This window comes from Frigidibacter sp. MR17.24 (assembly GCF_037095655.1).
Classification (GTDB): Bacteria; Pseudomonadota; Alphaproteobacteria; order Rhodobacterales; family Rhodobacteraceae; genus Frigidibacter.
This window is the reverse complement of sequence record NZ_JBAWKE010000013.1, coordinates 1-20,775: the sequence shown is the minus strand read 5'-3', so window position 1 is coordinate 20,775 and position 20,775 is coordinate 1. Positions and strand designations below refer to the sequence as shown.

The window sequence follows — 20,775 nt, the reverse complement described above, 5'->3', positions numbered from 1 at the left end:
GCCGCGCCATGCACGTCGTCTTCCGCGAAAGCCACGGCCTCGACGAGACGGCCACCCCCTACGATCCCGGGCAGTCGCCCGGCGATCTGGTGGTGCTGTCCTTCTCCGACAGCGACCTCGGCGCCTTCGCCGAGGGCTGGCGGCAGGCCCGCGCCCGCGCGGCGGACCGACAAGACAGGACAGACGGGGTAAACGGGGCGGACCCGGTGCCCAGCCTGCGGCTGTGCAACCTCGTGGCGCTCAGGCACCCGGTCTCCACCGACACCTATGCCGAGACCACCCTGCAGGGCGCCAAGGCGATCCTCGTGCGCCTGATCGGCGGCGAGGCCTACTGGCCCTACGGCCTCGCCACCCTGCAGGACCTCGCCCGCCGCCGCGGCATCGCCCTCGCGGTGCTGCCCGCCGACGGCCAGGACGACCCGCGCCTCGCCGCGCTCTCGACCGTGCCGGGCTCGACGCTTTCGCGGCTCAAGCAGCTCTGCGATGCCGGCGGCGCGCTGGCGGCCGAGGCCGCGCTCTCGCAGCTCGCGCTCGCCGCCGGCCTCTGGCTCGCGCCGCCCCCCGGCGCCAAGACCCTGCCCGATCACGGCCTCTGGCACCCCGACCACGGCCCCCTCGTCGACTTTGCCCAAATATCCCGGGGGAGCGCCGCAGGCGCGGGGGCAGCGCCCCCGCCCGCCGCGGTCGTCACGGTCTACCGCAGCTATCTCACCGCCGCCGACATGGCCCCGGTCGCGGCGCTGGTCCGCGCGCTCGAGGCCCGCGGCTTCACCGCCTATGCGGCCTTCGTGCCCTCGCTGAAGGCCCCGGCCTCGGCGGCCTGGCTCGCCGCCCACCTCGCCGCGCACCCGCCCGCGGTGGTGATCAACGCCACCGCCTTCTCGGCCCGCGACGGCGCGGGGCGCACCCCGTTCGACGCGGTCGCGGCGCCGGTGTTCCAGGTCGCGCTCTCGACGGCGCGCGCGCGCGACTGGGCGGCGTCCGACCGCGGCCTCTCGCCCGCCGACCTCGCGATGCATGTGGTCCTGCCCGAGGTCGACGGCCGCATCGGCGCCGGGGTGATCAGCTTCAAGCAGCCCGCGCCCCGCGATCCCGATCTCGAGTGGTCGCGCTTCGCCCACCGCGCCCACCCCGGGCGCATCGACGCCGCCGTTGCGCGGATTGCCAATTGGCAATCGCTGCAAACCCTTCCCGCGCATGAGAAAAGCATCGCCCTCGTGCTGTCGACCTATCCCGGCCGCGCGCATCAGATCGCCCATGCCGTCGGCCTCGACGCGCTCGCCTCGGCCGAGGCGCTGATCGCCGATCTCGCAGCATCCGGGCATGACATCGGCGAGCTGGGCGGCCAGGCTGCAGGTCAGGCTGCGGGCCCGGCTGCGGGTGAAGAGGCGGCACCCGGGCAGGACCTCGCCCGGCGGCTGCTGCACGAGACGCTCGACTGGCCGCTCGCCGCATATCACGCGGCCCTCGCCGACCTGCCCGCGTCCCTGCGCGCGGCGCTCGCCGCCGCCTGGGGCGCGCCCGAGGACGATCCCCTGTGCGACGGCGCCAGCTTCCGCTTCCCGGCGGTCCGCAGCGGCCGGCTCGTCATCGCGCTGCAACCCGAGCGTGGCGAGATCGCCACGCGCGAGGACAGCTATCACGATCTCGCCCGCACCCCGCGCCACGGCTATGTCGCCTTCCACCTCTGGCTGCAGGCGCAGGGCATCGACGCGCTGATCCACATGGGCGCGCACGGCACGCTGGAATGGCTGCCCGGCAAGTCGGTCGCGCTGTCGGACGAGTGCTGGCCCGAGGCGCTGACCGGCGCGATCCCGGTGATCTACCCCTTCATCGTCAACGACCCCGGCGAGGCCGCGCAGGCCCGCCGCCGGATCGGCGCGCTGACGCTCGGCCACCTGCCGCCGCCGCTCGTCGCCGCCCAGACCCCGCCGGCGCTGCGCGAACTCGAACGGCTGCTCGACGAATATTCCACCGCCGACGGCCTCGACCCGGCGCGGCGCGACCGGCTGGTGGCCGCGATCCGCGCCGAGGCGCAGACGGCCGGGGTCGAGACCGACCTTGCCATCCCCGCCGCCGCCAGCGCCGCCGAGGCGATCCCGCAGATCGACCGCTTCGTCTGCGACCTGAAGGAAAGCCGGTTCGGCGACGGGCTGCATGTCTACGGCCGGGGCGCCTGCGGCACGGCGGAACGCGACGGGCTTCTCGCGGCGCTGGCCGGGGCCCGGGTCGAGGCCGGGCCCTCGGGCTCGCCCGCGCGCGGGCGCACCGACGTGCTGCCGACGGGCCGCAACCTCTATTCCGTCGACCCGCGCGCGGTGCCGTCGAAGGCCGCGCAGGCGCAGGGCGTGCGGCTGGCCGAAGAGCTGGTCCGGCGCCACCTGCAGGACCACGGCGACTGGCCGCGCGGGCTTGTCGTCGACCTCTGGGGCTCGGCCACGATGCGCACCGCGGGCGAGGATTTCGCGATGGCGCTGCACCTCGCGGGGCTGGCGCCGACATGGGATGCCGGCACCGGCCGCGTCACCGGGGTCGAGGTGATCCCGCTCGCGCTGCTGGACCGGCCGCGCATCGACGTGACGCTGCGGGTCTCGGGGCTGTTTCGCGACATCTTCCCCACGCTCGCGCAGCTGTTCGAGACCGGCACCGCCGCCCTCGCCGCGCGCGACGAGGACCCCGCCGACAACCCCTATCTCGCCCGGATCGCGCGCGTCTTCGGCCCCCGGCCCGGCCTTTACGGCGTCGCCATGGCCGCCGAGCTTGACACCTTCACCCCCGAGGCGCGCGCGGCGGCGGGCGAGGCCTGGCTTGCCGCCTCGGCCTGGGCGATCGGCGCCGACGGCGAAGCGCGCGAGGCGCGCGCCGCGCTCGAGACCCGGGTGCGCGGCGCCGATGCCTTCGTCCATGCCCAGGACCTGGCCGAGACCGACCTGCTGCTGGCCTCGGACTATGCCGCGCACGAGGCGGGCTTCGCCGCCGCCGCCGCCCGGCTGGGCGCCGCGGCGCCCAGCCTCTATCACCTCGACAACACCGACCCCGACAGCCCGCGCGCCCGCAGCCTGACCGAGGAGATCGCCCGCGTCACCCGGGCCCGCGCCGCCAACCCGGCCTGGGCCGAGGGGATGATGCGCCACGGCTTCCGCGGCGCCGCCGAGATCGCGGCCACGGCCGAGCACATGGCCGCCTTCGCCCATCTCGCCCAGGCGGTGCCGCCGCACCTGTTCGACCTGTATCACCAGGCGACGCTAGGCCGCGACGAGGTCACGGCCTTCATGGCCAGCGCCAATCCCGCCGCTTTGGCCGCACTCGGCGACGTTTTCCGCCGCTTGGCCGAGGCCGGTCTGTGGCACACCCGGTCGAACTCGATCGCGGCAGGTCTGGGTGCAGGGCCGGGGGGCGGGGAATGACCGGGTTCGAGATCAGGGGCTGGTGTCCCGGCGCGCTGCGCCCGATGCGGTCGGGCGACGGGCTGGTCGTGCGCATCCGCGCCCATGCCGGGCGGCTGAGCCCGGCCCAGGCCATCGGCATCGCCCGCGCCGCCGAGATCCACGGCAACGGCCTGCTGGACCTGTCGGCGCGCGCCAACCTGCAGATCCGCGGCGTCACCGACGACAGCCACCCGGCGCTGATCGAGGCGCTGCGCGCGCTGGGGCTGGTCGATGTCGACATCGCCGCCGAGACCCGGCGCAACATCCTGTGCACCCCCTTCGCCGAGACCCGGCCGCTGGCCGCCGCGCTCGAGGCCGCGCTGGCGGGCGCGCCGCCGCTGCCGGGCAAGTTCGGCTTCGCGCTCGATACCGGCGCACGCCGCTGGCTGGCCGGGGCCGCCGCCGACATCCGCATCGAGCGTGGCCGCGACGGCGGGCTTTTGCTGCGCGCCGACGGTGCCGAGACCGGGCTGGCGGTGACCGAGGCCGAGGCGCCCGCCCGCGCGATCGCCCTGGCGCACTGGTTCGCCGACAGCGGCGGCGCGCCCGAGGGCCGGGGCCGGATGGCCGCGCATCTTGCCGCCGGGGCCCGGATCCCGGCCGCGCTGTCGGGCCCGGCCATGCCGGCCGAGGCCGCGCCCGCGCCGGGCCCGGGCCTGCGCCCCGAGGGCGCGCTGGTCGGCTTCGCGATGGGCGAGATGCGGGCGCGGACGCTGTCGGCGATCGCGGGCATGGGCCACGACCTGCTGCTGACGCCGTGGCGGATGATCCTGATCGCGGGGGCCGAGCGGCTGCCCGCGCTGCCCCATGTCGTCACCGATCCCGCCGATCCGCTGCGCCGCATCGTCGCCTGCACCGGCGCGCCGCGCTGCCCGCAGGCGCTGGCGCCGACGCGGGCGCTGGGGCGGGCGCTGGCCGCCAACCTGCCCGAGGGCGCGCTGCTGCATGTCTCGGGCTGCGCCAAGGGCTGCGCCCATCCCGGCCCCGCGCCCTTCGTGCTGACCGCCACCGCCCACGGCTTCGACTTCGCCCGCGAGGCCCGCGCCTCGGACCCGCCCGAGATCCGCGACATCGGCCCCGAGGCCCTCGCCGACCCCGCCCTGTTCACCGCCCGACCGCATGCCAGAGAAGACGACGATGCCCCATACCTATGAAACCGACGGCGCCGCCATCTACCTGGAAAGCTTCGCCACGATCCGGGCCGAGGCCGACCTCGCGCGGTTCACCCCCGAGGAGGAGGTGGTCGCGGTGCGCATGATCCATGCCGCGGGCATGGTCGGGCTGGAGCGCCACGTCCGCTTCACCCCCGGCATGGCGATCGCGGCGCGTGCGGCGCTCGAGGCCGGGGCGCCGATCCTGTGCGACGCGCGGATGGTCAGCGAAGGCATCACCCGCCCGCGCCTGCCCGCCGGCAACCAGGTGATCTGCACGCTGCACGATCCCGCGGTGCCCGAGATGGCGAAGGCGATGGGCAACACCCGCTCGGCCGCGGCGCTGGAGCTGTGGCGGCCGCACCTGGCCGGCGCGGTCGTCGCGATCGGCAATGCGCCGACGGCGCTGTTCCACCTGCTGAACATGCTGGAAGACCCGGCCTGCCCGCGCCCGGCCGCGATCATCGGCTGCCCGGTGGGCTTCGTCGGCGCCGCTGAATCGAAGGCCGCGCTGATCGCCGCGCCCCCCTGCCCCGCCGTCGTGGTCGAGGGCCGGCTCGGCGGCTCGGCCATCACCGTGGCCGCGGTCAACGCGCTTGCCAGCCGCAAGGAGTGAGGCCCGTGAAGATGCCCCCCTCTCCCGCCGCCCAGCCGCACGAGCCCGTCGCCAAGGTGACCGGCCGCGTGATCTGCGCGGGCCTCGGGCCCGGCGACCCGGACCTTCTGTCGGTCAAGGCCGACCGGGTGATCCGCGCCGCGCGCCACGTGGCCTTCTTCCGCAAGGCCGGCCGCGCCGGCCAGGCCCGCCGCATCGTCGAGGGGATGATCGACGCGCAAGCCATCGAATACGCGATGGAATACCCGGTCACGACCGAGATCCCCTTCGATCATCCCGACTACGTCACCGCGCTCGCCCGGTTCTACGACGACTGGGCGGCGCGGCTCGCCACCCTCGCCGCGACCGAGGAGGTCGTGGTGCTGTGCGAGGGCGATCCCTTCTTCTACGGCTCGTTCATGCACCTGCATTCGCGGCTGCAGGGCCGCGTGCCGGTCGAGGTGATCCCGGGCATTCCCGGCATGGCCGGCTGCTGGCATGCCTCGGGCGTGCCGATCACCTGGGGCGACGACGTGATGACCGTGCTGATGGGCACCCTGCCCGAGGCCGAGCTGGCGCGCCATGCCGCCGGGGCCGACGCGCTGGTGGTGATGAAGACCGGGCGCAACCTGCCCAAGGTGCGCCGGGCGCTGGCCGCCGCCGGGCGGCTGGCCGATGCCTGGCTGGTCGAGCGCGGCACGATGCCGGGCCAGCGCGTCGCGCGGCTGGCCGAGGTCGCCGATGCCGACTGCCCCTATTTCGCGATCGTGCTGGTGCATGGCCGCGGCCGCCGGCCGGAGCTGCCGGAATGAGCGGCTGGGTCAAGGTCGTGGGCCTCGGCCCCGGAGCCGAGACGATGGTCACGCCCGAGGTGACGGCGGCGCTGGATGCGGCCACCGACATCGTCGGCTACATTCCCTATGTCGCCCGCGTCGCGCCGCGCGCGGGCCTGACGCTGCACCCCTCCGACAACCGGGTCGAGGCCGAGCGGGCGCGCGCCGCGCTGGACATGGCCCGCGCCGGGCGGCGGGTGGTGGTGGTGTCCTCGGGCGATCCCGGCGTCTTCGCGATGGCGGCCGCGGTGCTCGAGGTGCTGACGCCCGCGGATGACACGCTCGACGTGCAGGTCCTGCCCGGCATCACCGCGATGCTGGCCGCGGCGGCGCGCGCCGGGGCGCCGCTCGGGCACGATTTCTGCGCGATCAACCTGTCGGACAACCTCAAGCCCTGGGCGCTGGTCGAACGGCGCCTGCGGCTGGCGGCCGAGGCCGATTTCGCGATGGCCTTCTACAATCCCCGCTCGAAATCCCGCCCCGAGGGCTTTGCCAAGGTGCTCGGGATCCTGCGCGATGCCTGCGGCCCGGACCGGCTGATCACCTTCGCCCGCGCCGTCTCGACCCCGGACGAGCGGCTGGTGACCGTGACCCTGGCCGAGGCGCGGCCCGAGATGGCGGACATGCGCACCGTGGTGCTGGTGACCAACAGCCTGGGCCGCCGCGCCGGGCGCTTCGTCTATTCGCCGCGCTCGGTGCCGGCAGGTCCGGATCCGGCGGGGACCCCCGCGTGAGCCAGCCAGCGCGTCACCTCCTCGACCGTGCCGAGCACGGGGCGCGCGGGGATCGCCGGGCGGTCGATCATCACCACCGGCAGCCGCAGCGCCCGCGCGGCGTCAAGCTTGGCGCGCGCCCCGCTGCCGCCCGCGTTCTTGGCCACGACATGGGTGATGCCATGCGCGCGCATCAGCGCGAGGTCGTCCTCGGTCGTGAAGGGGCCGCGGGCGATGACGGCCTCGGCATTGGGGATCGGCAGCGCCTCGGGCAGGTCGACAAGGCGCAGCAGGTAGCGGTGCTGGTCGCGCGCGGCGAAGGGCTGCAGCGACTGGCGGCCGATCGCGAGGAACACCGCCGCCGGCGTCTCGGGCAGCGCGGCCGCGGCGGCATCGGCATCGGGGACGCGGGTCCAGTCGTCGCCGGGCACCGGCGCCCAGGCCGGGCGTTCGAGCGCGACCAGCGCCGTGCCCGCGGCGCGGCAGGCGGCGACGGCATTGGCGCTGATGCGCGCGGCGAAGGGGTGGGTCGCGTCGATCACGTGGCTGATCGCGTGGTCGCGCAGGTAGGCCGCCATCCCCTCGGGACCGCCGAAGCCGCCGATGCGCACCGGGATCGGCTGCGCCGCCGGCGCCTCGGTGCGCCCGGCGTAGGAGAAGATCGCGGGGCGCCGGGCATCGGCCAGCGCCCGGGCCATGCGGCTGGCCTCGGTGGTGCCGCCGAGAAGAAGGATGCGCATCGTGGCTGAGCCCTGGGTCACGATCATCGGTCTGGGCGAGGATGGCCCGGAGGGGCTGTCGGTGGCAAGCCGCGCCGCGCTCGACGCGGCGGAAGCCGTGTTCGGCGGGCCGCGCCACCTGGCGCTGGCCGGGATCGACGCGGGCCGCGCGCGGCCCTGGCCGGTGCCGTTCGACACCGCGCCGGTGCTGGCGCTGCGCGGCACGCGCGTCGCGGTGCTGGCCTCGGGCGACCCGTTCTGGCACGGCGCGGGCGGCACGCTCGCCGCCGATCTCGCCCCCGGCGAATGGCGCTGTTTCCCGGCGCCCTCGGCCCCCGCGCTCGCCGCCGCGCGGCTGGGCTGGCGGCTTGAGGACTGCATCGCGCTCGGGCTGCATGCCGCGCCGTTCGAACGTCTGCGCCCGCTGCTGGCGCCCGGGGTGCGCGCCATCGTCACCCTGCGCGACGGCGCGGCCCCGGCCGAGCTGGCCCGCTGGCTGACCGCGCGCGGCCACGGCCCCTCGCGCGTCTGGGTGATGCAGGCGCTTGGCGGCCCGCGCGAAGAGATCCTTGCCGCCACCGCCGAGACCTTCGCCAGCCCCGCCGCGGCGCCCTGCCTGATGGCGATCGAGGCCGCGGGCACCGGGTTCCTGCCGCGCGCGCCGGGCCTGCCCGAGGATCTCTTCGCCCATGACGGCCAGATCACCAAGGCGCCGATCCGCGCCGTGACCCTATCCGCGCTGGCGCCGCGTCCGGGCGAGCACCTGTGGGACGTCGGCGGCGGCTCGGGGTCGGTCTCGGTCGAATGGGGGCTGGCGGGGGGACGGGCCACGGTGATCGAGGCCAAACCCGCGCGCGCCGCGAACATCCGTGCCAATGCCGAGGCCTTCGGGCTGGCGCACCGCATCGCCGTCGTCGAGGGCCGCGCGCCCGAGGCGCTGGCGGGCCTGCCGCCGCCCGAGGCGGTCTTCGTCGGCGGCGGCTTCTCGCTCGCGCTGTTCGAGGCGCTGCGCGCGGCGGCGCCGGCGGCGCGGATCGTGGTGAACGCGGTCACGCTCGAGACCGAGGCGCTGCTGGTGCACCTGCAGGGCAGCCACGGCGGCAGCCTGCTGCGGATCGAGACCGCGCAGGCCGAGCCGCTGGGCCCGCTGCACGGCTGGTCCCGGGCGCGGCCGGTCGTGCAATGGCGGCTGGGATGAGCGTGGCGGGGGTGGGCTTCACTTCGCGCGCGACGGCGGCCTCGGTCGCCTCGGCGCTGGCGCGGGCGGGCGGGGCGCCGCAGGCGCTGGCCACGGCGGCGGCCAAGGCCGAGGCGCTGGAGCGGCTGACGGGCCGCGCGGTGATCGCCGTCGCGCCCGCCGCGCTGGCCGCGCAGCGCACGCTGACGGACAGCGCGGCAAGCCGGGCGGCGCAGGGCACCGGCTCGGTCGCCGAGGCGGCGGCGCTGGCGGCGGCGGGCCCGGGCGCGCGGCTGGCGGGGCCGCGGGCGATTTCGGATGACGGACAGGCCACGGCGGCGCTCGCCCTTGGCCCGGGAGAAGACCTATGACTGTGCATTTCATCGGCGCCGGACCGGGCGCGGCCGACCTTCTGACGCTGCGGGGCCGCGACCTGATCGCCGCGGCGCCGGTCTGCCTTTACGCGGGCTCGCTGGTGCCCGAGGGGGTGCTGGCGCATTGCCCGCCCGGCGCCCGGATCGTCAACACCGCGCCCCTCAGCCTCGACGAGATCATGGCCGAGATCGCCGCGGCCCATGCCGCGGGCCAGGATGTCGCGCGGCTGCATTCGGGCGACCTGTCGGTCTGGTCGGCGATGGGCGAACAGCTGCGCCGGCTGCGCGCGATGGGCATCCCCTATGACGTCACCCCCGGCGTGCCCAGCTTCGCCGCCGCCGCCGCCACGCTGGGGGCCGAGCTGACGCTGCCCGGGCAGGCGCAGTCGGTGGTGCTGACGCGCACCTCGGGGCGCGCCACCGCGATGCCCGAGGGCGAGACGCTGGCCAACTTCGCCGCGACCGGCGCGGTGCTGGCGATCCACCTGTCGGTGCACGTGCTGCCGAAGGTGGTGGCGGAGCTGACGCCGCATTACGGCCCCGACTGCCCGGTCGCCGTGGTCTGGCGCGCCAGCTGGCCCGACGAGCGCGTGGTGCGCGCGACGCTCGCCACCATCGAGGCCGCGGCCGAGGACACGCTGGGGCGCACCGCGCTGATCCTCGTGGGCCGGACGCTCGCGGCCGAGGGCTTTGGCGAAAGCCGGCTTTACGCGGGCGACTACGACCGCCGCTATCGCCCCGTCGGCACCGATCCCCGCTTTCCCGACGCCTCATGACCGCGCCCGGCCTCATCATCTCGGCCCCCGCCTCGGGCACCGGCAAGACCACGGTCACGCTGGGGCTTGCGCGCGCCTTCGTCCGCGCGGGCGTCGCGGTGCAGGCGTTCAAGAGCGGCCCGGACTACATCGATCCCGCCTTCCACCGCGCGGCGACGGGGCGGGCCTCGGTCAACCTTGACAGCTGGGCTATGGGCGCGGGGCAGATCGGCGCGCTGATCGCCGCCGGAACCGGGGCCGAAATCGGCGCCGACACGCCGGCCGAACTGGTGATCGCCGAGGGGTCGATGGGCCTGCACGACGGGGTCGCGGCCCCGGGCGAGAGCGGCACCGGCTCCTCGGCCGACCTTGCGGCGCTGACCGGCTGGCCGGTGGTGGTGGTGATCGACGCCTCGGGGCAGGCGCAGACCGCGGGTGCGGTGGCGCTGGGGCTGGCCGCGTTCCGCGCCGACATCCGCATCGCGGGGGTGATCCTGAACCGCGTGGCCTCGCCCCGCCACGAGGCGCTGCTGCGCGCCGGGATCGGGGCCGCGGGGCTTGCGGTGCTGGGCGCGCTGCCGCGGCTCGCCGCGATCGAGATGCCCGAGCGTCACCTCGGCCTCGTGCAGGCCGAGGAGCAGGCGGGGCTCGACGCGATCCTCGACGCGGCGGCCGATCTGGTGGCGGGGCATTGCGATCTGGACGCGATCCGCGCCGCGGCGCGGGCCTGTGCGCTGGGCGCCGCGGCCCACCGGCCGCTGCCGCCGCCGGCCGGGCGCATCGCGCTGGCGCGCGACGAGGCCTTCAGCTTCGTCTACCCGCATCTCGTCGCGGGCTGGCGCGCGGCCGGCGCGACGATCCTGCCGTTCTCGCCGCTGGCCGACGAGGCGCCCGATCCCTCGGCCGGCGCCTGCTGGCTGCCCGGCGGCTATCCCGAGCTGCATGCCGGACGGCTGGCCGGCGCGGCGCGCTTCCGCGCGGGGCTGCGCGCCTTCGCCGAGACGCGCCCCGTGCACGGCGAATGCGGGGGCTACATGGCGATGGGGGCGGGGCTGGTGGCCAAGGACGGCACCCGGCACGAGATGGCCGGGCTCTTCGCGCTCGAGACCAGCTTCGCCGGGCGCCGGATGCACCTGGGCTATCGGCTGGCCGAGCTGGCCACCCCCGCCCCCGGCCTGCCCGCCCGGGCGCGCGGGCACGAATTCCACTATGCCACGATCCTGTCGCAGCCTGATGCGCCGCTCGCGCGCGTCACCGACGCGACCGGCGCCGCGGTGCCCGAGACCGGATCGACGCGCATCCTGCCCGGCGGCGGGCGCGCGACCGGCAGCTTCTTCCACCTGATCGCCGAGGCCACATGACGACCGATCCCTTCCCTCCCGGCTCCGTCGCCTTCGTCTCGGCCGGCCCGGGCGACCCCGAACTTCTGACGCTGAAGGCGGTGGCGCGGCTGGCCGCGGCCGACGTGGTGCTGTTCGACGATCTCGCCTCGGGGCCGGTGCTGTCCCATGCCCGCGCGGGGGCCGAGCTGATCGCCGTCGGCAAGCGCGCCGGGCGGCCCTCGGCCAAGCAGGACCACGTCAACCGCCTGATCGTCGAGCAGGCGCAGGCCGGGCTGCGGGTGGTGCGGCTGAAATCCGGCGACAGCGGCATCTTCGGCCGGCTGGAGGAGGAGATCGTCGCGCTGCAGGCCGCCGGCATCGGCTTTCACATCGTGCCCGGCGTGCCCTCGGCCTGCGCGGCGGCGGCGGCGGCGGCGATCCCGCTGACGCGGCGGCTGACGGCGCGGCGGGTGCAGTTCATCACCGGCGCCGACGTGAGCGGCGGCCTGCCCGAGGCGATGAACTGGGCCGCGCTCGCCGATCCCGAGGCGACCACGGTCGTCTTCATGGGCCGGCGCACCTTCCCGACCTTCGCGGCGCTCCTGATGACGCGCGGCCTGTCGCCCGCCACCCCCGCGCTGATGGCCGAGGCGGTGGGCCAGCCCGAGCAGCGGCTGGTGCGGATGACGCTGTCGACGCTGGCGGCGCGGCTGGCGTCCGAGGCGCCGGGCACGGCGCCGGCGCTGATCCTTTACGGCCCGCTCGCGGGCGAGGACGGCGCAGGGACTTGACCGCCGCCTCACGCGCGCGTTACCTGAAGATCTCTTTGGTGCCCGCAAGCACGCCCCAGGCGTCGGGCTTCATCGGGAACGGGGAAGGGCGGACCCAATCGCGGCGCCCGAAGCCCCGGCCGCCCCCGCGACTGTATGCGGTGAGGCGGGCCTGCCACGCGTGCCACTGGGCCAAGCCGCCGCGCCGATCCTCGGCGCCGGAGCCCGGGAAGGCCGCAGGTCCGCCCTCGACCCGCGAGCCAGGAAACCGGCCTGAGAGGTGACCCTCGGACCGCCGTCGGGTGTGACGGCAAGGAGATCCTGATGCATATCGAACATGGCGTCGTCACCGGCGCGAAACTGCTGCTGAGCTATGGCACCGCCGCCGCCGCGGGCGCGACCGCGCTGAAGATGACGGCCGAGGCCGCGCTGGAGAAGGGGCTGCCCTCGCTCGCCGCGCGCTCGGTCCTTGCGACCGCCGCCGTCTTCACCTTCTTCCAAGTGCTGCCGCACCATCCCGTCGGCATCTCGGAGGTGCACCTGATCCTGGGCTCGACCCTGTTCCTGCTGTTCGGCGCCGCGCCGGCCGCGGTCGGGCTGGCGATGGGCCTGCTGCTGCAGGGCCTGTTCTTCGCGCCCTTCGACCTGCCGCAATACGGCATGAACGTCACCACGCTGCTGGTGCCGCTGTTCGGCCTGCGGGCGCTGGCCGCGCGGATCATCGCGCCCGGCACCGCCTATGTCGATCTGAGCTATGGCCAGGCGCTGAAGCTGTCGACCGCCTATCAGGGCGGGATCGTCGCCTGGGTCGGGTTCTGGGCGGTCTACGGCCAGGGCTTCGAGGCCGCGAACCTTGCCGCCATCGGGTCGTTCGGCCTGGCCTACATGTCGGTCGTGCTGCTGGAGCCGCTGGTCGACCTGGCCGTGCTGGCCGGCGCCAAGTCGCTGAAAGGGCTTGAGAAGTCCGGCATCGTGACGCCGCGCCTGCATCACGCCGCCTGATCTTTCGCGCTGGCGCGAAACCGTCTATCGCTTGCGGGCCCCGGGGATCGATCCCGGGGCCCGTTCCATGTCCGGGGGGCCCATGATCCATCTTTCGCTGGTCGGCATCGGCACCGGCCACCCCAAGCACCTGACCTTCCAGGCGGCCGAGGCGCTGCGCGCGGCCGACATCGTGCTGATCCCCGAGAAGGGCGAGGACAAGGCCGACCTTGCCGACCTGCGCCGCGCGATCGCGGCCGAGGTGATCGGCGACACCGGCCGGCTGCGGCCGTTCCCGCTGCCCGTCCGCGATCCCGCGATCCCCGCCTACGAGGCCCGCGTCGCCGACTGGCACGACCGCATCGCGGCGGTCTGGGACCGGGCGATCGGCCCCGGCCCGGCGAGGGTGGCGCTGATGGTCTGGGGCGATCCGTCGCTGTATGACAGCACCCTGCGCATCGCCGGGCGGCTGGCCGCGGTGCGGCCGGTGACGGTCGACGTGATCCCGGGCGTGACCTCGATCCAGGCGCTGTGCGCCGCGCACCGCATCCCGCTGAACGAGGTCGGCAAGCCCTTCGTGGTCACCACCGGGCGGCGGCTGCGCGACGAGGGCTGGCCCGCTGGCGTCGACACGGTGGTGGTGATGCTGGACGCGGGCGGCGCCTTCGCGGCCGTGCCGCCCGCGGGGGTGGAGATCTGGTGGTCGGCCTATGCCGGCATGACCGAGGAGATCAGCATCTCGGGCCCGCTGTCCGAGGTGTCGGACCGCATCCTGCAGACGCGGGCCGCGGCGCGGGCGCGCCACGGCTGGATCATGGACATCTACCTGATGCGCCGCGCCTAGGCCGGCTGTGCGATGCCGCGCGCCCGGGCAAGGCTGGCCGCGGTCTTCACGTAGCGGGCAAAGCCCAGGTCGCTTGCGTCGATGTCGGTCGCGCGGCCCGAGATCAGGTCCGCCAGCACCCGGGCCGAGCCCGCCGACATCGTCCATCCCAGCGTGCCATGGCCGGTGTTCAGCCACAGGTTCTCGACCGGCGAGCGGCCGACGACCGGGGTGCCGTCGGGCGTCATCGGGCGCAGGCCGGTCCAGAAGCTGGCGGCCTTCAGGTCGCCGCCGCCGACGAACAGGCTGCCGGCCGAGCGTTCCAGCGTGCCGCGGCGCTTGAGGTTCAGCGACTGGTCGAAGCCGTTGATCTCGGCCAGGCCGCCGATGCGGATCCGCTCGCCCAGCCGGGTGATCGCGATCTTGAACGTCTCGTCCATCACCGTCGATTCCGGGGCGCGCGACGGATCAAGGATCGGCGCGGTCAGCGAGTAGCCCTTGACCGGGTAGATCGGCAGCCGGAACCCCAGCGGCGCGGTCAGCGCCGGCGAATGCGACCCGAGCGCCAGCACGAAGGCATCGGCGTGGATCAGGCCGCGGTCGGTCTCGACCGCGTCGATCCGGCCCGCGCGCGCCACCAGCCGGCGGATGCCGACGCCCCAGCGGAATGCCACGCCCGCCGCCGCCGCCATCTCGGCCAGGCGGTTCGAGAACTTGAAGCAGTCGCCGGTCTGGTCGTTGGGCAGCCGCAGCCCGCCCGCGATCAGATGCGCCGCGCCGGCCATGCCGGGTTCGACCGCGAGGCAGCCGGCGCGGTCGAGTTCCTCGAAGGCGACGCCGTCCTCTTTCAGGACCTTGATGTCCTTCTGCACCGCCTCGATCTGCTTTTCGGAGCGGAACACCTGCAGCGTGCCCTGCTGGCGGTCGTCGAAGGTGATGCCGGTGGCGGCGCGCAGGCTGTCCAGCCGATCGCGGCTGTATTCGGCAAGGCGGGTCATGCGCGACTTGTTGACCGCGTAGGCGGCAGAGGTGCAGTTGCCCAGCATCTCGCCCAGCCAGGTCAGCTTCAGCCGGTCGGGCGCCAGGTTCAGGATCAGCGGCGCGTCCTTCTGGAACATCCACTTCAGCGCCTTCAGCGGGATGCCCGGCGCGGCCCAGGGGGTGGAATAGCCGGGGCTGACCTCGCCCGCGTTGGCAAAGCTCGTCTCGAGCGCGGGGCCCTGCTGGCGGTCGATCACGGTGACCTCGTGGCCGGCCTGTGCAAGCTCCCACGCGGTGGTGACGCCGATGACCCCTGCCCCCAGTACCACGATGCGCATGGCGATGATCCCCGATCCGATGCCGATGTTGCGTTGGCAAAAGGATATCCGAGGAGCGGGAAATATCTTGGCAAATGCGCCCGCCGCCGCCCGCTGCGGCGCGACAGGCTTGCGCGGACAAGGCCGGATCGTCGAAGCTTCTTCGACATCCGGCGGAACGGGCCGAAGCCTGTCCCGCCGATCGTCCGAATCGGCGGCGATCAGCCCGCCACGGGCATCCGCAGGCCGAGGATCTGGCGCGCCTGCTGCCAGGTCGCGACCGGCCGGTCGTATTTCGCGCACAGATCCACCGCCCGGCGCACCAGCGCCGCGTTCGACGGCGCGAGCCGCTCGCGGTCGAGGCGGACGTTGTCCTCCATGCCGGTGCGGGTGTGGCCGCCCTTGGCGATCGACCATTCGTTGATCGTCAGCTGCGCCGGGCCGATGCCGGCGGCGCACCACTGCGCGTCGGGCGCCAGCCGCTTCAGCGTCTCGATGTAGAAATCGAAGATCGGCTCGTCGGGCGGCATCGCGTTCTTCACCCCCATCACGAACTGCACGTAGAGCGGGCCCTTCAGCCGGCCGTCGGCCTGCATCCGCGTGGCCTGCACGATGTGCGACAGGTCGAAGGCCTCGATCTCGGGCTTGATGTCATGGGCGAGCATCTCGGCGGCCAGCCAGTCGACCAGATCGGGCGGGTTCTCGTAGACCCGGGTCGGGAAGTTGTTCGAGCCGACCGAGAGCGAGGCCATGTCTGGCCCGAGCGGCAGCATCCCGCCGCGCGTCCGCCCCGCGCCCGAGCGCCCGCCGGTCGACAGCTGCACGATCAGGCCGGGGCAGTGCGTCTCCAGCCCCTCTTTCAGCCGCGCGAAGCGCTCGGGGTCCGAGGTCGGCTTGCCCTCGTCGTCGCGCACGTGGCAGTGGGCGATGGTGGCGCCGGCCTCGAAGGCCTCGTGCGTCGACTCGATCTGTTCGGCGATCGTGATCGGCACCGCGGGGTTGTTGTCCTTGGTCGGCAGCGATCCGGTGATCGCGACGCAGATGATGCACGGCGGCGTGGCGGCGGAGGGGGTCGGGCTGGTCATCGCATGTCTCCTGGTCGGGCCGGGGGTCCGGGACGTGCCCGGGCCGTCGCCGGGCAAGGGAACACCGCTTTGCGCTTCGGGCGCAAGGCCTTGCAGCACCGCACCGGCGCCGCGCCCGCCCCGGGTGCCGCGCGGGCAGGCCGTGCAGCAGGCCGGGCGGGGATGCCGTGCGGGAACGGGTCGCAAGGGTCCGGCGGGGCGGGCGGGCCGTCGGCGCAAGCGGGACGTGCGCCCTGCTGCGGATTTGTTAGGATCGCGTTGACCAGGATGCCGGGCAAGGTGGAAGGACGAGGCGAAAGGACATGGCCGTGACCAGCCGCGACGATGACGACGTCTTCGACCAGATCCTGAGCGGTCTTGGCACCGCGCCGGAGGGCGGCCCCGACGGGACCGCCGGCGATGCCCCGGCGGGCGCGCCGGCGCGGCTGTCCTGGGTCGATCCCGCCACCTGCGTGATGTGGGGCCGCCACAACCGCGCCTATGACAAGCTGACCCCGGAGAGCTGCCGCGAGCTGATCGATTCGATGCGCGCGCAGGGACGGCAGGAATTCCCGGCCGTCGTGCGCCGGCTGTCGCCCGAGGCCTCGGCCGCGCGCGGCGGCGCGCTGTTCGAGGTGATCTGCGGCGCGCGCCGGCATTTCGCCGTCAGCTGGCTGCGGGCACAGGGGCTGGGGTTCCTGTACCTGGTCGAGGAGCGCGGCCTGGCCGACGAAGAGGCGTTCCGCCTGGCCGACATCGAGAACCGCGAGCGCAAGGACCTGTCGGACCTTGAACGCGCGCGCGACTATGCCGACGCGCTCGACCTTTATTACGGCGGGCGGCAGCGCACGATGGCGCAGCGGCTCGAGGTGTCGGAGGCTTGGCTGTCGCGCTATCTGCAGCTGGCACGGCTGCCGGCCGAGATCGTCGAGGCCTTCGCCAGCGCCGGCGAGCTGAAGGAACTGCATGCCCGCGCGCTGCGCCCGATGCTGGCCGAGGCCGAGCACAAGGTGATCGCCGAGGCCCGCGCCATCGCCCGCGAGCAGGAGCGCGCACGCCGCGGCGAGGGCGACGCGGTGCACACCGCGCGGGTGCTGTCGCGGCTGCGCGGCGCCTGGAAGGGACCCAAGCCCGACAAGGGCGTGCGCGGGCTGGTGTTCCGCCGCAGCCAGCACGAAAGCGGCGTGGTCATGCGCCGCAAGGGCCGGTCGGTCACGCTGGAATTTTCCGACAGCCTGTCCGAGGCCGCGCTGCGCGCCGCGCTCGAGGCCTATCTCGAGCACCGGTTCCGAGGCTGAGGCCGGCCCGCCGGGCGCGGGTCAGGCGAAGTACTGCGGGAATTCCTGGCGCAGGATCTCGACCCGGGCCACGGTCTGGCTGAGATGGTCGCGCACCGCGCGCATCGCCTGTTCGGGATCGCCCGAGGCGATGCCCGCGACGATGTCGTTGTGCCCCGCCAGGATCGACAGCACCTTGCCCGTCTCGGGCAGGTGCAACCGGCGGATCCGTTCGAGATGGCCCGAGCGTTCGCGCGACAGGTGGTTCAGCCCGGTCTGGCCGACGCCGGCGAACAGCGTCTGATGGAACAGCTCGTCCAGTTCCTGAAACAGCGCGATCTGGCTCATGTCCTCGGCGATCGCCTCCTGCATGCGGATGATCGACCGCGCCCGGGCGAGGATCGCGCCGTTGTCGGCCACGGCAAGCCGCCGGCAGACCTCGGTCTCGAGCGCAAGGCGCAGGAAATGCGCCTCGTAGACCTTGGGCACGTCGATCCGGGTCACCACCGTCTTCGACTGCGGGAAGATGAACACCAGCCCCTCCTGGCGCAGCAGCTGCAACGCCTCGCGCACCGGGGTCTGGCTGACGCCGTATCCTGCCGCCAGCTCGTTGCGCGCCAGCGTCGTGTCGGGCGCGAGGTCGAGCGTGATGATGCGCTGGCGCAGGTCGCCATAGATGCGCTGCACCGTCGTGCCGCTTTGCACCAGCGGCGACGTCAGTCCGAAGCTTTCGGCAAGGGCAGTGGTCATGCGCGTCTCCTGATGGCCCACAAATCTAGACGCTGCCTGAGACGCAGGCAACAGCGATTGGGGTATTGATATGCATGCGTAACTGAAATATTAGTATCTGCGGAGCGCATCGATCCCGATTCCGATGCGAAGGAGAGGAACATGGCGACAGTTAAGACGGCCGGCGAGCTCCGGTCCGCGCGATGGTTCGCGCCCGACGACCTGCGCAGTTTCGGCCACCGCAGCCGGATGAACCAGCTGGGCTATTCCGAGGACGAGTTCCTGGGCAAGCCGCTCATCGGCATCCTGAACACCTGGTCCGAGATCAATTCCTGCCACGGCCACTTCCGCGAACGCGCCGCCGACGTGAAGCGGGGCGTGGCGCAGGCCGGCGGCTTCGCGGTCGAAATGCCGTCGCTGTCGGTCGACGAGAGCTTCACCAAGCCGACCTCGATGCTCTATCGCAACATGCTGGCGATGGAGACCGAGGAGATGATCCGGTCGCACCCGTTCGACGGCGTGGTGCTGATGGGCGGCTGCGACAAGACCACGCCGGGCCTGGTGATGGGGGCGCTGTCGGCGGGTGTGCCGATGATCTACCTGCCGGCCGGGCCGATGCTGCGCGGCAATTACGCGGGCAAGATCCTCGGCTCGGGCTCGGACGCGTGGAAATACTGGGACGAACGCCGCGCGGGCAACATCAGCGACGAGGAATGGCTGGGCGTGCAGGGCGGGATCGCCCGGTCGCACGGCACCTGCATGACGATGGGCACCGCCAGCACGATGACCGCGATCGCCGACGCGATGGGGCTGACGCTGCCCGGCGCCTCGTCGATCCCGGCGGTGGATGCCAACCACCAGCGGATGTCGGCGGGCTGCGGGCGGCGGATCGTCGAGATGGTCTGGGAGGACCTGACGCCCGACCGCATCGTCACCGACGCCGCCTGCCGCAACGCCGCGATCGTGGCCATGGCCACCGGCTGCTCGACCAACGCGGTCGTGCACCTGATCGCGATGGCCCGCCGCGCGGGCTGCTCGCTCACGCTCGACGATCTCGACGCGCTGGGACGCGAGACGCCGCTGATCGCCAATGTCCGCCCCTCGGGCAAGGACTACCTGATGGAGGACTTCTTCTACGCGGGCGGGCTGCGCGCGCTGATGAAGCAGATCGAGGACCGGCTGGACACCTCGGTGATGACGGTCACCGGCAAGACCATGGCCGAGAACCTTCAGGGCGCGCAGGTCTACAACGACGACGTGATCCGGCCGCTGTCGAACCCGGTCTATCACGAGGGGTCGCTTGCGCTGCTGCGCGGCAACCTCTGCCCCGACGGCGCGGTGATCAAGCCCGCCGCCTGCGATCCGAAGTACCACGTGCACGAGGGCCCGGCGCTGGTCTTCGACAGCTATCCCGAGATGAAGAAGGCCGTCGACGACGAGGATCTCGACGTCACGCCCGACACGGTGATGGTGCTGCGGAACGCGGGGCCGCTCGGCGGCCCGGGCTTCCCGGAATGGGGCATGCTGCCGATCCCGAAGGCGCTGATCAAGCAGGGCCACCGCGACATGCTGCGGATCTCGGACGCGCGGATGTCGGGCACGTCCTACGGTGCCTGCGTGCTGCACGTGGCGCCCGAAGCCTATGTCGGCGGGCCGCTCGCGCTGCTGAAGACCGGCGACATCGTGCGGCTGGACCTGCCGGCGCGCCGGCTCGACATGCTGGTCGACGAGGCCGAGATCGCGCGCCGCCGCGCGGCCTGGGTCGCGCCCGAGCCGCGGTTCGAACGCGGCTGGGGCTGGATGTTCCAGACCCATGTCACCCAGGCCGACAAGGGCTGCGACTTCGACTTCCTCGAAACCTCCTTCGGCCGCGCCGCGGGCGAACCCGACATCTTCTGAGAGGCCGACATGACGATGCAAAGCCAGATCGAGACCCCGGCGCTGTCCGACGAGACCCGCGCGAAGCTGATGAAGGTCTCGACCGCCTCGATCGCGACGGCGCTGTTCAAGCGCGGCCTGCGCAACCAGTTCGTGCAGGGCGTGGTGCCGGTGGCGGCGAAGGGGGCCAACATGGTCGGCCCCGCCTTCACCCTGCGCTACATCCCCGCGCGCGAGGACCGCAACCCGATCACCGTGTTCCGCAACCCCGAGCATCCGCAGCGCGTCGCGGTCGAAAGCTGCCCCCCCGGCCACGTGCTGGTGATGGACGGGCGCAAGGACGCGCGGGCGGCGACGGCGGGGTCGATCCTGATCACCCGGCTCGCGATCCGCGGCGCGGCGGGCGTGGTGACCGATGCCGGCATGCGCGATGCCGAGGGCATTGGCCGGCTGGACATGCCCGCCTATTACGCCAAGCCCTCGGCGCCGACGAACCTGACCCTGCACGAGGCGATGGACATCAACGTGCCGATCTCGTGCGGCGACGTGGCGGTGTTCCCGGGCGACGTGATGGTCGGCGACGGCGACGGGGTGATGGTGATCCCGGCGCATCTGGCCGACGAGATCGCGGCGGAATGCACCGGGATGGAGAGCTTCGAGGATTTCGTGCTGGAACAGGTCCAAGGCGGCGCGCCGATCATCGGGCTCTACCCGGCGACGAAGGACGAGAACCTGAAGAAATACGAAGACTGGCGCGCGAAGACCGGGCGCTGAGGCCGAGGCCCGGCCGGGGATGCCTCCGGCGGGGATATTTTTGCCAATGCGAAAGAACGGAGGAAGGATCATGACCTTCACGCCGCATGGAAAGCACCTGATCGCCGGGGAGTG

19 protein-coding genes and 1 riboswitch are annotated in these 20,775 nt (G+C 73.5%); of the genes, 15 read left to right on the top strand and 4 right to left on the bottom strand.

The window, feature by feature from the left end:
- The first annotated feature begins 8 nt into the window (after window positions 1-8).
- Genes cobN through cobJ form a run of 5 tightly spaced genes read left to right on the top strand, consistent with a single transcriptional unit; the run spans window position 9 to window position 6,741 of the window.
- Window positions 9-3,407: a cobaltochelatase subunit CobN gene (gene cobN, locus V8J39_RS21940; RefSeq protein ID WP_336463111.1), complete on the top strand. Its 3,399-nt coding sequence runs from the start codon at window positions 9-11 to the stop codon at window positions 3,405-3,407.
- Complete coding sequence (cobG, locus tag V8J39_RS21935; RefSeq protein ID WP_336463110.1) at window positions 3,404-4,582, top strand: precorrin-3B synthase; 1,179 nt, start codon at window positions 3,404-3,406, stop codon at window positions 4,580-4,582. The genes cobN and cobG overlap by 4 nt, the downstream gene beginning before the upstream one ends.
- Window positions 4,566-5,195 (top strand): precorrin-8X methylmutase, encoded by a 630-nt coding sequence (locus V8J39_RS21930; RefSeq protein ID WP_336463109.1) that lies wholly within the window; start codon window positions 4,566-4,568, stop codon window positions 5,193-5,195. Before cobG ends, V8J39_RS21930 begins: the two co-directional genes overlap by 17 nt.
- Window positions 5,196-5,206: 11 nt before the next feature.
- A complete protein-coding gene (locus tag V8J39_RS21925; protein WP_336463162.1) occupies window positions 5,207-5,986 on the top strand; it encodes a precorrin-2 C(20)-methyltransferase in 780 nt (259 codons plus the stop codon).
- Complete coding sequence (gene cobJ, locus V8J39_RS21920; RefSeq protein WP_336463108.1) at window positions 5,983-6,741, top strand: precorrin-3B C(17)-methyltransferase; 759 nt, start codon at window positions 5,983-5,985, stop codon at window positions 6,739-6,741. The genes V8J39_RS21925 and cobJ overlap by 4 nt, the downstream gene beginning before the upstream one ends.
- Here the strand turns inward: cobJ and V8J39_RS21915 are convergent.
- A complete protein-coding gene (locus tag V8J39_RS21915) occupies window positions 6,687-7,460 on the bottom strand; it encodes a cobalt-precorrin-6A reductase (protein ID WP_336463107.1) in 774 nt (257 codons plus the stop codon). The two genes, cobJ and V8J39_RS21915, sit on opposite strands and share 55 nt — an antisense overlap.
- A 1-nt stretch (window position 7,461) precedes the next feature.
- Here V8J39_RS21915 and cbiE point away from each other — a divergent pair, with 1 nt between their 5' ends.
- The 7 genes from cbiE to cobF all read left to right on the top strand — a co-directional run bounded on the left by cbiE (window position 7,462) and on the right by cobF (window position 13,662).
- Complete coding sequence (cbiE, locus tag V8J39_RS21910) at window positions 7,462-8,637, top strand: precorrin-6y C5,15-methyltransferase (decarboxylating) subunit CbiE (RefSeq protein ID WP_336463106.1); 1,176 nt, start codon at window positions 7,462-7,464, stop codon at window positions 8,635-8,637.
- Entirely contained in the window at window positions 8,634-8,987 is a 354-nt protein-coding gene (locus tag V8J39_RS21905; RefSeq protein ID WP_336463105.1) for a cobalamin biosynthesis protein, read from the top strand. Before cbiE ends, V8J39_RS21905 begins: the two co-directional genes overlap by 4 nt.
- Window positions 8,984-9,766, top strand: coding sequence for a precorrin-4 C(11)-methyltransferase (gene cobM / locus V8J39_RS21900; protein ID WP_336463104.1), 783 nt, complete (start codon window positions 8,984-8,986; stop codon window positions 9,764-9,766). Before V8J39_RS21905 ends, cobM begins: the two co-directional genes overlap by 4 nt.
- Window positions 9,763-11,106: a cobyrinate a,c-diamide synthase gene (locus tag V8J39_RS21895; RefSeq protein WP_336463103.1), complete on the top strand. Its 1,344-nt coding sequence runs from the start codon at window positions 9,763-9,765 to the stop codon at window positions 11,104-11,106. The genes cobM and V8J39_RS21895 overlap by 4 nt, the downstream gene beginning before the upstream one ends.
- Entirely contained in the window at window positions 11,103-11,858 is a 756-nt protein-coding gene (gene cobA, locus V8J39_RS21890; protein WP_336463102.1) for a uroporphyrinogen-III C-methyltransferase, read from the top strand. The genes V8J39_RS21895 and cobA overlap by 4 nt, the downstream gene beginning before the upstream one ends.
- A 19-nt stretch (window positions 11,859-11,877) precedes the next feature.
- Window positions 11,878-12,128, top strand: a riboswitch (cobalamin riboswitch).
- A 33-nt stretch (window positions 12,129-12,161) separates the two neighbouring features.
- The gene (locus tag V8J39_RS21885) at window positions 12,162-12,839 is read left to right on the top strand and encodes an energy-coupling factor ABC transporter permease (protein WP_336463101.1); all 678 of its coding nucleotides are present in this window, start codon (window positions 12,162-12,164) and stop codon (window positions 12,837-12,839) included.
- An 82-nt stretch (window positions 12,840-12,921) separates the two neighbouring features.
- Complete coding sequence (cobF, locus tag V8J39_RS21880) at window positions 12,922-13,662, top strand: precorrin-6A synthase (deacetylating) (protein ID WP_336463100.1); 741 nt, start codon at window positions 12,922-12,924, stop codon at window positions 13,660-13,662.
- Here cobF and V8J39_RS21875 read toward each other — a convergent pair.
- Window positions 13,659-14,960, bottom strand: coding sequence for a D-amino acid dehydrogenase (locus V8J39_RS21875; protein WP_336463099.1), 1,302 nt, complete (start codon window positions 14,958-14,960; stop codon window positions 13,659-13,661). The two genes, cobF and V8J39_RS21875, sit on opposite strands and share 4 nt — an antisense overlap.
- A 200-nt stretch (window positions 14,961-15,160) precedes the next feature.
- Window positions 15,161-16,024 carry a 3-keto-5-aminohexanoate cleavage protein gene (locus V8J39_RS21870; RefSeq protein WP_336463098.1) on the bottom strand — a complete coding sequence of 288 codons (864 nt, stop codon included), beginning with the start codon at window positions 16,022-16,024 and terminating at the stop codon, window positions 15,161-15,163.
- A 302-nt stretch (window positions 16,025-16,326) separates the two neighbouring features.
- Here V8J39_RS21870 and V8J39_RS21865 point away from each other — a divergent pair, with 302 nt between their 5' ends.
- Window positions 16,327-17,301 (top strand): ParB/RepB/Spo0J family partition protein, encoded by a 975-nt coding sequence (locus V8J39_RS21865; RefSeq protein ID WP_336463097.1) that lies wholly within the window; start codon window positions 16,327-16,329, stop codon window positions 17,299-17,301.
- A 21-nt stretch (window positions 17,302-17,322) separates the two neighbouring features.
- Here V8J39_RS21865 and V8J39_RS21860 read toward each other — a convergent pair whose 3' ends face one another.
- Window positions 17,323-18,030, bottom strand: coding sequence for a GntR family transcriptional regulator (locus V8J39_RS21860; RefSeq protein WP_336463096.1), 708 nt, complete (start codon window positions 18,028-18,030; stop codon window positions 17,323-17,325).
- Window positions 18,031-18,171: 141 nt separating this feature from the next.
- On the opposite strand from V8J39_RS21860, the gene araD reads away from it, so the two are divergent.
- Together araD and V8J39_RS21850 are read left to right on the top strand one after the other, a co-directional pair.
- On the top strand, window positions 18,172-19,908 hold the full coding sequence (gene araD, locus V8J39_RS21855; RefSeq protein WP_336463095.1) for an L-arabinonate dehydratase: 1,737 nt from the start codon (window positions 18,172-18,174) through the stop codon (window positions 19,906-19,908).
- A gap of 9 nt (window positions 19,909-19,917) precedes the next feature.
- Window positions 19,918-20,661, top strand: coding sequence for a ribonuclease activity regulator RraA (locus V8J39_RS21850; protein WP_442902625.1), 744 nt, complete (start codon window positions 19,918-19,920; stop codon window positions 20,659-20,661).
- Window positions 20,662-20,775 lie beyond the last annotated feature (114 nt).

Coding starts and splice junctions, on each gene's coding strand:
- cobN (WP_336463111.1), top strand. CDS start 9: ATGCACGTCGTCTTCCGCGAAAGCCACGGCCTCGACGAGACGGCCACC.
- cobG (WP_336463110.1), top strand. CDS start 3,404: ATGACCGGGTTCGAGATCAGGGGCTGGTGTCCCGGCGCGCTGCGCCCG.
- V8J39_RS21930 (WP_336463109.1), top strand. CDS start 4,566: ATGCCCCATACCTATGAAACCGACGGCGCCGCCATCTACCTGGAAAGC.
- V8J39_RS21925 (WP_336463162.1), top strand. CDS start 5,207: ATGCCCCCCTCTCCCGCCGCCCAGCCGCACGAGCCCGTCGCCAAGGTG.
- cobJ (WP_336463108.1), top strand. CDS start 5,983: ATGAGCGGCTGGGTCAAGGTCGTGGGCCTCGGCCCCGGAGCCGAGACG.
- V8J39_RS21915 (WP_336463107.1), bottom strand. CDS start 7,460: ATGCGCATCCTTCTTCTCGGCGGCACCACCGAGGCCAGCCGCATGGCC.
- V8J39_RS21905 (WP_336463105.1), top strand. CDS start 8,634: ATGAGCGTGGCGGGGGTGGGCTTCACTTCGCGCGCGACGGCGGCCTCG.
- cobM (WP_336463104.1), top strand. CDS start 8,984: ATGACTGTGCATTTCATCGGCGCCGGACCGGGCGCGGCCGACCTTCTG.
- V8J39_RS21895 (WP_336463103.1), top strand. CDS start 9,763: ATGACCGCGCCCGGCCTCATCATCTCGGCCCCCGCCTCGGGCACCGGC.
- cobA (WP_336463102.1), top strand. CDS start 11,103: ATGACGACCGATCCCTTCCCTCCCGGCTCCGTCGCCTTCGTCTCGGCC.
- V8J39_RS21885 (WP_336463101.1), top strand. CDS start 12,162: ATGCATATCGAACATGGCGTCGTCACCGGCGCGAAACTGCTGCTGAGC.
- cobF (WP_336463100.1), top strand. CDS start 12,922: ATGATCCATCTTTCGCTGGTCGGCATCGGCACCGGCCACCCCAAGCAC.
- V8J39_RS21875 (WP_336463099.1), bottom strand. CDS start 14,960: ATGCGCATCGTGGTACTGGGGGCAGGGGTCATCGGCGTCACCACCGCG.
- V8J39_RS21870 (WP_336463098.1), bottom strand. CDS start 16,024: ATGACCAGCCCGACCCCCTCCGCCGCCACGCCGCCGTGCATCATCTGC.
- V8J39_RS21865 (WP_336463097.1), top strand. CDS start 16,327: ATGGCCGTGACCAGCCGCGACGATGACGACGTCTTCGACCAGATCCTG.
- V8J39_RS21860 (WP_336463096.1), bottom strand. CDS start 18,030: ATGACCACTGCCCTTGCCGAAAGCTTCGGACTGACGTCGCCGCTGGTG.
- araD (WP_336463095.1), top strand. CDS start 18,172: ATGGCGACAGTTAAGACGGCCGGCGAGCTCCGGTCCGCGCGATGGTTC.
- V8J39_RS21850 (WP_442902625.1), top strand. CDS start 19,918: ATGACGATGCAAAGCCAGATCGAGACCCCGGCGCTGTCCGACGAGACC.